The sequence below is a fragment of the Streptomyces sp. NPDC004539 genome (assembly GCF_040610055.1).
Lineage (GTDB): Bacteria > Actinomycetota > Actinomycetes > Streptomycetales > Streptomycetaceae > Streptomyces.
Genome location: NZ_JBEXLS010000042.1, coordinates 1 through 12,797 on the forward strand (window position 1 = coordinate 1; position 12,797 = coordinate 12,797).

Genomic DNA, 12,797 nt, shown 5'->3' on the forward strand with positions numbered 1-12,797 from the left:
GGGGTCCAGGAGTGGGCTTTGGCTTCGTCCATGAAGCGTTCGATGGCGCCGGGCCAGGCTTCGACGTCGCCGATGGGGTCGCCGCTGGCGAGCATGACGCCGGACACGACCCGGTAGGTCACCGCCGCCTTGCCGCTGGGGGAGAACACGACGGCTTTGTCGCGGCGTAGTGCGAAGTGGCCGAGGGAGTCACGGCGGCCGTGCTTGTCGAGGAGGGCGCGGAGCTGGAGTTCGTCGTTCTCGGTGAGCTGGGCGGCGGGGTGCTCGGGGCGGAAGGCCAGATAGATCGTCGTCAGCGCGGTGACCCAGCCCAGGGCGCCCAGCGAGAACGCGACCGTCCAGGAGGTGTTCCCCGCGTAGTCCACGGGCCCCTCGAAGCCGAACAGGCCGTACACCACGTGCGTCAGCCGGTCGGCCACGCTCGGGTCGCCGAGCATCCGCTCGGAGTGGACGCTGACGATGACCATGCCGAGAGCGAGGGAGCCCGCGCTCATGAGGATGAAGTTGGCCAGCGCCCGCCAGCGGCTGCGCGGATCGGGCAGCGCGTCGAACTGGTCGCGGTAGACGATCAGGGCCACCAGGAGCGCGACCGAGATGATCACGCCCACCGGGGAGTGCCGGTACGTGAACTGCGCGACCGCGCCCGCCGGGAGCAGCGCCACCGCCGCCCGCCACGCGCGCCGCTTGCCGCGCTTCAGGCCGTGCGCGAGCAGCAGGAGCAGAATGCCCGCGCTGAGCGAGAGCGCCGCCGCGAACGGCCCGAAGGAGCCCGGCAGCACCTCGGCGATGGTGTGCATCCGGCTGTGGCGGAACCGCGGGAACACGCCCGCGATGACGTCCAGCAGTCCTACGAGGGCACAGGCCCGGCCGACGAGGACCGGAACCGACTCCGGACGCGGACCTCGAAGAACGCGCCGCACGCGACTTGATCGGATCGGAACCCCGCCCGACATTTCCCCATCTTCCTTGACAGACATCGCATCCCGTAGTTCCGCGAGTGACCTTGATCCCGGGGCCAGAACGGCCGTACCGGCGACATTGCGTCCTCTATGACGGTGTCCAGGGGAGAGAGGTTCACTCAACTCCTCAAAGCGGCTCCAAAGGTCAGGGAAAGACCGGGACAAGCCCTCGCGAAGGAAGTGCGGGCAGGCACGGGAGCCCGGAAGGAAAGCGCAGGCAGGGAAAGCCTTATGGGTCTCACGAGCAACAAGGTGCTGGTGCTGGCGATCGTGTGCGCCGCACTGCTGTTCATCGGCACGGTCTGGCTGTGGCCACGGCTGGCGCGGCGCGGTGTCGCGGTGGTCGCCGGACGTGTCGGCCTGCTGCTCGCCACGCAGGTGGCGCTCTTCGCGGCGGTCGGCCTCGCGGCCAACCAGGCGTTCGGCTTCTACGCCAGCTGGGCCGACCTCTTCGGCAAGGAGAACGGCCAGGGCGTGGTCGTCGACCACGCCGCCGGCGGTGGCCCGGCGGGCCCCCTGAAGGTCCTCGACGACCAGCGCGTGGAGGGCCCCGCCGGGGGGCCGCAGATACGCGGGCAGATCCAGAAGATCGCGGTGGCCGGCCGTACGACGGACATCGCGTCCCCGGCGTACGTGTACCTGCCGCCGGAGTACTTCCAGCCGCAGTACCGCACGCGCGCGTTCCCGGCGGCTATCGTCCTGACGGGGTATCCGGGGACGGCGCAGGCGCTGGTCGACAAGCTGCACTTCCCGCGTACCGCGCGGGACCTCGCGAGGGACGGGAAGATGCAGCCGATGATCCTGGTGATGCTGCGTCCGACGGTGGCGCCGCCCCGGGACACGGAGTGCGTCGACGTGCCGCGCGGGCCGCAGACGGAGTCGTTCTTCGCGCGGGACCTGCCCGACGCGGTCGCCTCGCACTACCGGGTGGCGAAGAAATGGGGCGTCATCGGGGACTCCACGGGCGGGTACTGCGCCCTGAAGCTCGCCATGCACCACCCCGGGGTGTTCGCCGCGGGCGCGGGGCTCTCTCCGTACTACAAGGCGCCGATCGACGCGACGACGGGCGACCTGTTCCAGGGGAACGCGACGCTGAAGAACGAGGCGGACCTGAAGTGGTTCCTCAAACACCGTCCCGCGCCGGACACTTCACTGCTCGTCACGAGCAGCAGGGAGGGCGAGAACAACTACAAGGCCACCCTGAAGTTCATCGATATGGTGAAGGCGACGAACCGGACGCGCATCTCGTCGATCATCCTCGACAGCGGCGGACACAACTTCAACACATGGAAGCGCGAGATTCCGGCCACCCTTCAGTGGGTGAGCGAGCGGCTCGCGCAGCAGTGAGCGTCCCGCGCGGGGTGACGGCAGGCCCGCGCGCAGCGGCCGGAGAAGCCCCGGTGGCGCACTCCGGCCAGAAATGATCTTGGTTTTCGCCCGCTGTGGTTCCCGGTTCGGCCGGAATTCAATTCCGGGGCCGTGCGAAGGTTTCGGGATGGCTGTGTTTTTACGGGGCGGGGCGCCAACGCTCCCCTACGCGCGGTAAGTTTCTGGCCATGCCACGTGGACGTCACCGCCATTCACCGCCTTTGCACAGGCTGCTGCCCCCGTCGGCGATCGCAGGCGTCTCCCTCGTCTGCGCCTTCGGCCCCTGGGTGTTCTCCGATACGGGCGTGCTCCGGGTGATCGCCGCGTTCGCCGCCGCGATCGCGGTCGTCGGCGCGGCCGTCCTGCGCCGCTGGGACTCCCAGGCCGGCAAGACCGTCGCCGATCTGTCCCGCGCGCGCGTGAGCGACGAGTGGCGGTACGAGGAGCGGGTCGCCGAGCTGGAGAGCGACCTGGAAGAGTCCCGCGAGCTGCGCGGCAAGCTGGAGCAGCGGCTGCGCGCGAAGCGCACCGAGCTGGCGGGCCTGCGCAACGAACACGCCGCCCTGCTGCGGCGGTACGCGACCGCGGAGACGGAGCGGGCCAGCGCGCTGGAGGGGCGTCGGCGGCTGGAGCTGGAGAGTTCGGCGGCTGCGGGGGCGGAGGAGCCGGAGGAGTCGGCGGACGGGGCCGTGGAGGCTGCCGAGGCGGCTGCCGTCGGGACCACTGCCGCCGAGGCTGCCGTGCCGGGGCTGTTCTCGCCCGAGGGCACCAAGCTGTTCCTGCGGGCGGCTGAGGCGATGAGCCGCTTCGAGACGCGGGAGGGTGTCACCGCGGGGGCTGTGAAGGGGAGTTCGGCGGGCGCGGGTGAGGTGTCCGGGGAGACCTCGGATGGGGATGCGTCGGACGAGGACGTGTCGGCCGAGGAGGGTGCCGGGGCGAAGGGTGACGCTTCGTCGGACGGTGACACTCCGTCGGGTGACGGTGCTCCGTCGGGTGGTGACTCGCCCAAGGGCGGTGGGGTCAAGGCGGACGCGGCCGAGGGGGGTGCTCCTGAGGGCGGTGCTCCGAAGGGCGGTTCCCTGAAGGGGGATTCCTCGAAGCGGGGCTCTGTCGAGGGCGGTTCCGCCAAGGGTGCTTCTGTCGAGGGCGGTTCCGTCGAGGGCGGCGAGCCCGTGGCGGAGGACGAGTCCGAGGGGAAGTCCAGGGCGGCCGACGCGCAGGGGCACGCGGTCGCCGAGATCTCCCGGAGCGGCGACGCCCCCCAGGAGCGCGGTGTCCTCCAGGGCACCTCCTCCGCGCTGGACGCGCTCGCGCGCGAACGCGGCCTCGCCGGTCACGCCGGTCACGGCGCCGCCGAGGAGGCCCAGCAGCCCGCGCACGCGCTTGAGCCCGCGCACGCGACGGGGATTCCGCAGCAGACGTCCCCCTCCGGCACGATCGTCCCGCGTCCCGCCGCTCCCGTGCAGCGCCCGGCCGGCCACTTCGCCGTGCCGACCGCCGTCGCCGTCGTACCGGCCTCCCAGCCCGTACGCCGCCCCGCGGTCGAGGGCGGCTTCGACTTCTTCGGCACGAAGCAGGACGCCGACCTGGAGGCCGTCCAGAACGAGGACCTCGCCGACGTCGTCGGCCAGGAGGCCCTCGCGCTCCACAAGGCCGAGTCCGAGGCCGAGTTCAAGCCCGCCGACGACACCTCCCGCGGCATCGCCCAGGCCGTCGACCTGACAGCCCACGACGAGACCGAACAACTCGACCTCCAGAGCCTGCGCAGCGCCGCCTACTGAGGGTTCCCCCGAGGGCCGTACGACCGCACCACGACGGTTCGTACGGCCCTCGCGGCATGTCCGGACGGGCGAGCCGTCAGCACCTCACGCCATCCACCGGTCCGGAGGTGCGTCGAGGCGGCCGGTGCGGGAGCGGTCGGCCTGGTCGTGGAGGAGGGCGGTGGCCTCGTCGGCGGCTCTCAGACGGGCGGAGACGGTCTTGTCGGCCCCGGTGTCCACGTGGACGCTGGCGAGGCCGCAGAGGCGGCTCCAGGGGCCTTGGGTGAGGCGTACGCTCTGGACCTTCGCGTGGGGGACGAGGGCGAGGTGGCGGCGGAGGATGCCGTGGCGGGAGGCGAAGACGGTGTCGGTGACGGCGATGCCGTAGCCGCGCCACCAGCCCGGCGCGATCCGCCCGGCCCGCCTCGGAGGGCGGGACAGGACCGTCGGGACCGTCACTCCGGGCAGCACGCGCGCGATGACCGCCTCGGCCGCCGCCCGCGGAGCGACCGGCACGAGGACCGAGTTCCGGGAACCGGCGACGTCCAGCTCGACCCGTACCCAGCCGAGCCGCCGCCACAGCAGCGGCTCCACGATCCGCACGGTCTGCACGCGCCCCGGCGGCACCGTCTCGTGCGAGCGGTCCAGCAGCCCGTGGTCGAGCCGCAGCCCGTCGGGCGACTCGCCGACCGTCCAGTCGTACTCCGCGACGAACCGCCCCACCGTCCCCGCGCCCGCCGCCCCCAGCAGCGGCAGACCGGCGACCAGGGCGGTCCACCAGTTCGTCGCCGTCCACAGCAGCGGCACCACGACCGCCGCCCCGAGCAGCGCCACCCACGTACCGCCGGACAGCAGGCGCGCGAGCGCGAGGCTGCGCGGCGGCACCCGCAGCAGCTCGCGCGTGGGTGCCTCCCCCACCTGCTGCGCGGTCTCGGGCGCGAACCCGGCCGCCCGCGCGAGGAGTTCGGCCCGCAGCGCCCGCGCCTCCCGCTCGCCCAGGAACGCCAGCTCGTCCTTGTCGTCGGTCCCTATGACGTCCAGCCGCAGCTTCGCGACACCCGCCACGCGCGCGAGGAGCGGCTGCGACACGTCGATCGCCTGCACCCGCTCCAGCCGGATGTGCGCGGTACGCCGGAACAGCAGGCCCGTACGGATGCGCAGTTCCGTGTCCGTCACCGCGAAGTGCGTGAACCACCAGCTCAGGAAGCCGTACAGGGCGGACGCCGGGACGACCACGGCGATCGCGATCAGCAGGGTCGTCGCCGTCAGCCGCGTCAGCTGCTCCTGAGCCTGGTTCGGGTCGTGCACCGCCCACCCCGCGAGCACCGCCACCGGCGCCCACGCGCGCCGGAACGGCGTCACGGGATGCAACCGGTGCTCGACGACCGCCGGCCCCTCCCCGGACGGCTTCTCCAGGCGTACGGCGTCCCCCGCGCCCGGCGTCGTCACAGGCCCGCCGATCGGGCCTCGCCCAGCTCGGTGAGCCGGTCGCGCAGCCGCTCCGCCTCCGCCGGGTCGAGCCCCGGGATCGTCGCGTCGGTCGCGGCGGCGGCCGTGTGCAGCTGCACGCTGGCCAGCCCGAAGTACCGCTCGACGGGCCCCGAGGTGACCTCCACGAGCTGCATCCGCCCGTACGGCACGACGGTCTCCTCACGCCACAGCACACCCCGGCTGATCAGCAGGTCGTCCGCGCGCTCGGCGTACCGCCAGGACCGCCAGTTGCGCCCCAGCAGCACCCAGCCCCACGCGACGGCACCCAGCGGCACCGCTGCGAGAACGGCCCACCGGGGGCCGGCGAACAGCCCCAGGCACACCCCCAGGGCGACCGCCACGAGCCCCAGCCACACCACCAGCAACAGCCGCCGCATCCGCAGCAGTCCCGGCGGAAGCCCGGTCCACACCGGCTCCGCCGCCACGCTCTCCGCGTCCCGCGGGCTCCCCGTCTCCATACGGCCAGCGTACGTAGGGGAGACTGGAACCATGACTCCTACGACGGAGACCACGGTCGGGATCGGCGGGGCGGCGGAGAGCACCGACATGGTGCTGAACATCGGCCCGCAGCACCCTTCGACGCACGGCGTGCTGCGCCTGCGGCTGGTGCTGGACGGCGAACGGATCGTCCACGCGGAGCCCGTCATCGGGTACATGCACCGGGGCGCCGAGAAGCTCTTCGAGGCCCGTGACTACCGCCAGATCGTCATGCTGGCCAACCGTCACGACTGGCTGTCGGCGTTCTCCAACGAGCTGGGTGTCGTCCTCGCCGTGGAGCGCATGCTCGGCATGGAGGTCCCCGCGCGCGCGGTGTGGACGCGCACGCTCCTCGCGGAGCTGAACCGGGTCCTCAACCACCTGATGTTCCTTGGCTCGTATCCGCTGGAACTCGGCGGGATCACGCCGGTGTTCTACGCGTTCCGGGAGCGCGAGATCCTCCAGAACGTGATGGAGGAGGTCTCCGGCGGGCGCATGCACTACATGTTCAACCGGGTCGGCGGCCTCAAGGAGGACCTCCCGGCCGGCTGGACCTCCCGCGCGCGTGCGGCGGTCGCCGCGGTGCGCTCCCGGACGGACGTCTTCGACGACCTGGTCCTCGGCAACGAGATCTTCCGGGGCCGCACCCGGGGGGTCGGCGTCCTGTCGGCCGACGCCGTCCACGCGTACGGCGTCAGCGGGCCCATCGCGCGCGCGTCGGGCGTCGACTTCGACCTGCGCCGCGACGAGCCGTATCTCGCGTACGGCGAGCTCCAGGACGTCCTCAGGGTCGTCACCCGGCAGGAGGGCGACTGCCTCGCCCGCTTCGAGTCCCTCCTCGCGCAGACGCACAACGCCCTCGACCTCGCCGACGCCTGCCTCGACCGTATCGCCGACCTCCCGCCGGGACCGATCAACCAGCGTCTCCCGAAGGTCCTCAAGGCCCCCGAGGGGCACACGTACGCGTGGACCGAGAACCCCCTCGGCATCAACGGCTACTACCTCGTCAGCAAGGGCGAGAAGACCCCGTACCGGCTCAAGCTGCGCTCCGCGTCGTACAACAACATCCAGGCGCTGGCCGAACTGCTGCCGGGGACGCTGGTCGCGGACATGGTGGCGATCCTGGGGTCGATGTTCTTCGTGGTCGGGGACATCGACAAGTAGGTGGGTGGGAAATCCGGACCGACCCTCCCTAGAGGGCGAGTGGGTCCGGAATCCCAACTGACTGCACGAGCCAACCGAAGTCACCCAGCCCGCCCGGCGCGGTGAGTTCGGCGGCCTCCCCGACGGCCGCCAGCGCGCGCACGTACGCGTGAGGGTCGGACGACGCCAGCGCGAGGGGCGGCCGTACGCCGGTGACGCCCAGGGCGCGCAGCGCGGCGCGCTGGGTGCGCAGCGCCGCCGGGACGGATGCGGCGCCCGCGCACGCGTCCAGCGCCACATGCGCCGTGATGTCGCACGACCCGTCCGGCACCGGCACCACCTCGCGCCCCGCGCGGAACCCGGTGAGCGTCCCGAAGAGGGGCCGGGAGTCCCTCGTGTGCGCGTAGTCGACCGCCACGGCGAGCCCCCGGTCGACGCGGGAGACGGCCGACGCCCAGGCGCGGTCCCGGGGAAGGCCGATCTCCGCGCGCAGGCCCTCCTCGGCGTCCAGGGGCCACCAGCGCGCCAGCCACTCGGCGTCCTCGCCGGAAACCGGCGCCCCGAGGCGTTCGGTGCCGTCGGGGCCGACGAGGACCGTCCGGGGGACCCCGTCGGCGTCCGTCTCGACGACGTCCAGGGGCACGTTGTCCAGCCACTCGTTGGCGAACAGCAGCCCGGTGACGCCGCGCGGCGTCTCGGCGGTCCAGGTGATCCGCTCGTCCGCCCCGGCGGGCCACCCGGCGATCTCGACGGCCCACGCGCGCGTGCGCGCCGCGACGTCGTCCGGCAGAGCGGCCAGCACTCCGGTCACGAGTTCGCCCCGGCCGGCGCCGACGTCCACGAAGTCCAGCGTCCCGGGCCGGCCGAGCGCCTCGTCGACCCGGATCAGCAGCGCGGCCACGGAGCGGGCGTAGAGCGCCGAGGCGTGCACGGAGGTCCGGAAGTGACCGGCGGGGCCCTCGGGGCGCCGGTAGAAGCCCTCAGGGCCGTACAGGGCCCGCTCGGCGGCCGTCCGCCACCCGTGCCACGAGGCCGTCTCCACGCCGCTCACCTCCCCGGCCGTCCGCCCAGACTATGCGCACAGCTGATCACTCCCTCCACCTTGCGGAGTACACGCACCCGATACGGATCGGCCCTCCGGTTGACCCACAGGGGCATCACGCATCCCTACGCTGGGTTACGTGCAGCGCCTCTACGACTTCTTCCGCAGGCACCCGACCGGGGTGGACGGCTTCTGGGCCGTGGTCCTCTTCGGGTTCGCCTTCGCCACGGAGACGGCTCACCACGAGGCCGGGCGGACCGACTCCCCGGCGGTGGTGCTGCCGACGGTCGCCGCGCTGTGCGTGGTGATGACGCTGCGCAGGCGGCTCCCGGAGGCCATGCTGGTGCTCTCGGTGGTCGCGGGCTGCGCGCAGCTCGTGCTGGGCGTCGGGATCAACGCGGCGAACTTCGCGATGCTGATGATCGTCTACACGGTCGCCGCGGTCGGCGCCCGCTGGGCGTCCCGGGTGGCGCTCGGCGTGGGCGTGTGCGCGGCGACGGCGGCGCAACTGCGCTGGCCGGGCGACGCGAGCGGCGGCGGCAACGTCGTCACCGTCGTCTTCCTGACCGTCCCGTTCGTCCTCGCCTGGGTCCTCGGCGACTCGATGCGCACCCGGCGCGCGTACCTCGCGCAGCTGGAGGAGCGCGCGGCCCGGCTGGAGCGCGAGCGCGAGGCACAGGCGAAGGTCGCGGTCGCCGCCGAACGCGCGCGCATCGCGCGCGAGCTGCACGACGTGGTGGCGCACAACGTGTCCGTGATGGTCGTCCAGGCGGACGGCGCCGCGTACGTCCTCGACGCCGCCCCCGACCAGGCGAAGAAGGCGCTGGAGACGATCTCCTCGACCGGCCGGCAGGCGCTCGCGGAGATGCGCCGCCTGCTGGGCGTCCTGCGCACCGGGGAGCACCGGGAGAGCGGCGAGTATGTCCCGCAGCCCGACGTCGAGCAGATCGAGGACCTGGTCCAGCAGTGCCGGGGCTCCGGCCTCCCCGTCGACTTCAAGGTCGAGGGGACCGCCCGCCCGCTGCCCAGCGGCGTCGAGCTGACGGCCTACCGGATCGTCCAGGAGGCGCTCACCAACACCCGCAAGCACGGCGGGCCCGACGCGGGCGCCAGCGTCCGGCTCGTCTACTTCGACGACGGCCTCGGGCTGCTCGTCGAGGACGACGGCAAGGGCGCCCCCCACGAGCTGTACGAGGAGGGCGGCGCCGACGGACAGGGCCACGGCCTGATCGGCATGCGCGAGCGCGTCGGTATGGTCGGCGGGACCCTGGACGCCGGTCCGCGGCCCGGGGGAGGCTTCCGCATCAGCGTGCTGCTCCCGCTCAAACCGGCGCACTGACTTCCCCGTACGCAGCCCGCTGACACCTGTCACGAACACCCGAACGCATGGAAACGGAAGAGGCCCGATGACGATCCGCGTGATGCTCGTCGACGACCAGGTGCTGCTGCGCACCGGGTTCCGGATGGTGCTCGCCGCCCAGCCGGACATGGAGGTCGTCGCGGAGGCGGGCGACGGGGTCGAGGCGCTCCAGATGGTGCGGTCCACGGACGTCGACGTCGTCCTCATGGACGTCCGCATGCCGAAGCTGGACGGCGTGGAGGCCACCCGGCGGATCTGCGAGGAGCCGGACCCGCCGAAGGTGCTCATCCTGACGACGTTCGACCTGGACGAGTACGCGTTCTCGGGGCTGAAGGCGGGCGCCTCCGGGTTCATGCTGAAGGACGTGCCCCCGGGGGAGCTGCTCGCCGCGATCCGCTCCGTGCACAGCGGGGACGCCGTCGTCGCCCCCTCCACCACCCGCCGGCTCCTGGACCGCTTCGCCCCGATGCTCCCGAGCAGCGGGCGGGCCCCGGAGCACAAGGAGCTGGAGCGGCTCACCGAGCGGGAGCGCGAGGTCATGATCCTCGTCGCCCAGGGGCTGTCGAACGGCGAGATCGCGGCCCGGCTGGTGCTCTCCGAGGCGACAGTGAAGACCCACGTCGGGCGCATCCTGACCAAGCTGGGGCTGCGCGACCGGGTGCAGGTCGTCGTCCTGGCGTACGAGACGGGGCTCGTCCGCGCGGGCGGCGGGCACGCCTGAGAGGGCGCCCGGTGGCGGTCTGCGGCTGCCGGCGGCTATCTGAGGATGCCCTCCAGGAAGTCGCTGCCCAGGCGGGCCACCAGGGCGAGGTCCAGTTGGTGCAGGACGTAGCGCCCGCGCCGGCGGGTCGTGATGAGGCCGGCCTTCTTGAGGGCCGCCAGATGCCGGGAGATCTCCGGGGCGGACATGTTGTGGATGCGGGCCAGCTCGGTCGTCGTGTAGGCGCTGCGGGCGAGGTTGCGGCACAGCTGCATGCGGACCGGGTGGGACAGGGCGTTCATCCGGAGGGTGAGCTGCTCGACCGAGGGGGCCGACACGGGCGCCGGGGAGTGCGCCGGGTAGTGCAGCAGGGGGCGCCAGCCCTCGCGGTGCAGGACGTTCAGATGCGGGCGGCCCAGGGCGGTCGGGATCAGCAGCAGACCGGCGTCCCGCGCGGTCGTACGGCTCTCGACGAGCTTGTCGACGACGAGCCTGCCGTCCGCCTCGTCGAGCCGCACCGCCGGGGAGACCGCCGCGAACGCCTCCGCGGGCCCGCGCCGGTGCAGGATCTGCGTCTTGTGCCGGGCGTCCGCCGCGAGCTGGTGGCTCAGCCGGGACCAGGTCTCCGCGAAGAACGCCTCGTCGCAGTCCTCCAGGAAACGCCGCAGCCACGCGCGCACGCCCGGCGGGTCGTCGAGCAGGCGGCGCGCGAACGCCAGCTGGCGGGGGCCGCGCGAGGCCGCGAGGTCCAGGACCCGGCCGCGCAGCACCGGGTCGCCGAGGACGCCGGGCGCCGGGCAGTCGCACGCGGGGCACGCGAACTCCAGCGCCGCGTCCACGAACTGGTCGTCCGGCAGCTTGTCCAGCAGCGCGAGATCCTCGGCCAGGGTCTCCCCGGGGAGCGCGCCCGGCACGCCCGCGCAGGCCAGGAACAGGTCCGAGAAGACCGTCCGCCACAGGAAGTCCGCCTCGCACAGCCGGTCCGCGAGATGCGGGTCGAGGCCCGCGAGGACGCTCCCCGTCCACCCCTGGATCGCCGGGTGGTGCCCCGGCTCCGACAGCGCGTGCAGCGCCATCCCGAGCTCGGCCAGCGGCGACGGGACGAAGGTCACCTGCTCGGGCCGGACCCCGGCGATGTCGATGCTCACGCTCATGCGCCCATGGTGCACCCGGCCACCGACAGCGCCCCCGTCGATTGACGGCACCCGTCAATCGACGGGACCTCCGGGCAGCCGCGCCACGAACCCGGCGACCGCCTCCCGCACGTCCGCCGCACTCCACCCCAGCCCCGCCGCCCGCACCGAGACCTCCGTGTACGACACCCCGGGGCCCCGTTCGTCCCAGGGGGACGCGAACAGGAACGTGCCGGTCTCCTCGGCCTGGCGCACCGCCGCCTCCGACAGCGTGTCCGGGCCGTACGGCAGCCAGAACTGGAACTCGTGGGTGTGCGGCACCTCCGGGTGCACCCGGAACCAGGGCACGCCCGCCCGCGCGAACCCCTCCCGCAGCGCGTCGGCCACCACGCGCGCGTGGGCGACGTACTCCGGCAGCCGGGGCAGCTCCCGGTCCAGGCCGGCCAGCGCGGTGAGGGCGGCCGGGAACTGGTGGAACACCATGCCGCCGTAGCGGTGGCGCCACGCCCTGGCCTCGGAGACCAGCGCCTCGGGACCCGCGAGGGCGGCGCCGCTCAGCCCGTCGAGGGACTTGTACAGCGAGACGTAGACGCTGTCCGCGAGGCCCGCGATCTCCTCCAGGGGGCGGCCCAGGTGAGTGACCGACTCCCACAGGCGCGCGCCGTCGAAGTGCACCACCGCGTCGCGCTCGCGCGCGGCGGCCACCGTCGCGGTCAGCTCCTCCCAGGACGGCAGCAGGAAACCGGCGTCCCGCAGGGGCAGTTCCAGCGCGAGCGTCCCGAACGGCTCCTCGGCCTCCCGGACCTCCTTCGGCGTCGGCAGCCGCGGCTCGGCCGTCAGGTGCACCGGCCGCAGCCCGGCGACCTGGCTGAGCGCGTCCCGCTCGTACATCTCCAGATGGGACAGCGGATGCACGGCCACCGCGCGGTCGCCGGTACGGCCCGCCCAGCACCGCAGGGCGACCTGCTGGGCCATCGTGCCGGTCGGGAAGAACGCGGCGGCCTCCGTCCCCAGCAGCGCCGCGATCCGCTCCTCCAGCGCCGCCACGACGCCGTTGCCGTACACGTCGCTCCGCTCGTCGAGGTCGTACGCCTCGGCGGCCTCCTGGAGATGCGCGAGACGTTCGCGCAGGGTGGCCCGGTACAGGGGGCGGGAGAGGATGCGGGCGGCCTGTCGCTGGGCCGTCATGCGCCGTTCGCGGAGCAGTTCGGCGGGGGAGTCGTCGCCTTCCGGGGCGGGCGTGTAGGTCATGCCCGGATCATGCCGTGCCCGGGGGAGGGCGGGCATCCGCAATACCCACAGCCTGTGGACAACCGGCCGCCGTCCGGCAGATCGCGTTAACATGACGAGAAATCGTCCGGTAC

Annotated in this window: 11 protein-coding genes; 5 read left to right on the forward strand and 6 right to left on the reverse strand. The window is 73.0% G+C overall.

Annotation, left to right across the window (positions count from 1 at the left end; translation table 11 throughout):
* A partial coding sequence (locus ABZX85_RS46600; RefSeq protein ID WP_355884112.1) for a phosphatidylglycerol lysyltransferase domain-containing protein occupies positions 1-953 on the reverse strand: 953 nt, incomplete at its 3' end.
* A 237-nt stretch (positions 954-1,190) separates the two neighbouring features.
* Here ABZX85_RS46600 and ABZX85_RS46605 point away from each other — a divergent pair.
* Both ABZX85_RS46605 and ABZX85_RS46610 read left to right on the forward strand, forming a co-directional pair.
* Positions 1,191-2,306: an alpha/beta hydrolase-fold protein gene (locus ABZX85_RS46605; RefSeq protein WP_355884114.1), complete on the forward strand. Its 1,116-nt coding sequence runs from the start codon at positions 1,191-1,193 to the stop codon at positions 2,304-2,306.
* Positions 2,307-2,515: 209 nt separating this feature from the next.
* On the forward strand, positions 2,516-4,108 hold the full coding sequence (locus ABZX85_RS46610) for a hypothetical protein (RefSeq protein WP_355884116.1): 1,593 nt from the start codon (positions 2,516-2,518) through the stop codon (positions 4,106-4,108).
* Between the two features lie 84 nt (positions 4,109-4,192).
* On the opposite strand, the gene ABZX85_RS46615 is transcribed toward ABZX85_RS46610, so the two are convergent.
* Positions 4,193-5,536: a PH domain-containing protein gene (locus tag ABZX85_RS46615; RefSeq protein ID WP_355884118.1), complete on the reverse strand. Its 1,344-nt coding sequence runs from the start codon at positions 5,534-5,536 to the stop codon at positions 4,193-4,195.
* On the reverse strand, positions 5,533-6,036 hold the full coding sequence (locus ABZX85_RS46620) for a PH domain-containing protein (protein WP_355884120.1): 504 nt from the start codon (positions 6,034-6,036) through the stop codon (positions 5,533-5,535). Before ABZX85_RS46620 ends, ABZX85_RS46615 begins: the two co-directional genes overlap by 4 nt.
* A 31-nt stretch (positions 6,037-6,067) precedes the next feature.
* On the opposite strand from ABZX85_RS46620, the gene ABZX85_RS46625 reads away from it, so the two are divergent.
* The gene (locus tag ABZX85_RS46625) at positions 6,068-7,219 is read left to right on the forward strand and encodes an NADH-quinone oxidoreductase subunit D (RefSeq protein ID WP_355884122.1); all 1,152 of its coding nucleotides are present in this window, start codon (positions 6,068-6,070) and stop codon (positions 7,217-7,219) included.
* 28 nt (positions 7,220-7,247) lie between these two features.
* Here ABZX85_RS46625 and ABZX85_RS46630 read toward each other — a convergent pair whose 3' ends face one another.
* Positions 7,248-8,240: an SAM-dependent methyltransferase gene (locus ABZX85_RS46630; protein ID WP_355884124.1), complete on the reverse strand. Its 993-nt coding sequence runs from the start codon at positions 8,238-8,240 to the stop codon at positions 7,248-7,250.
* A 139-nt stretch (positions 8,241-8,379) separates the two neighbouring features.
* Between ABZX85_RS46630 and ABZX85_RS46635 the strand changes: the two genes are divergently transcribed.
* Both ABZX85_RS46635 and ABZX85_RS46640 read left to right on the forward strand, forming a co-directional pair.
* Positions 8,380-9,579 carry a sensor histidine kinase gene (locus ABZX85_RS46635; RefSeq protein ID WP_355884126.1) on the forward strand — a complete coding sequence of 400 codons (1,200 nt, stop codon included), beginning with the start codon at positions 8,380-8,382 and terminating at the stop codon, positions 9,577-9,579.
* A 67-nt stretch (positions 9,580-9,646) separates the two neighbouring features.
* On the forward strand, positions 9,647-10,321 hold the full coding sequence (locus ABZX85_RS46640) for a response regulator transcription factor (protein WP_355884128.1): 675 nt from the start codon (positions 9,647-9,649) through the stop codon (positions 10,319-10,321).
* Positions 10,322-10,356: 35 nt separating this feature from the next.
* Here ABZX85_RS46640 and ABZX85_RS46645 read toward each other — a convergent pair whose 3' ends face one another.
* Both ABZX85_RS46645 and ABZX85_RS46650 read right to left on the reverse strand, forming a co-directional pair.
* Complete coding sequence (locus tag ABZX85_RS46645) at positions 10,357-11,454, reverse strand: DUF5937 family protein (protein WP_355884130.1); 1,098 nt, start codon at positions 11,452-11,454, stop codon at positions 10,357-10,359.
* A 54-nt stretch (positions 11,455-11,508) separates the two neighbouring features.
* Positions 11,509-12,684 (reverse strand): beta-eliminating lyase-related protein, encoded by a 1,176-nt coding sequence (locus ABZX85_RS46650; RefSeq protein WP_355884132.1) that lies wholly within the window; start codon positions 12,682-12,684, stop codon positions 11,509-11,511.
* Between the last annotated feature and the right edge of the window lie 113 nt (positions 12,685-12,797).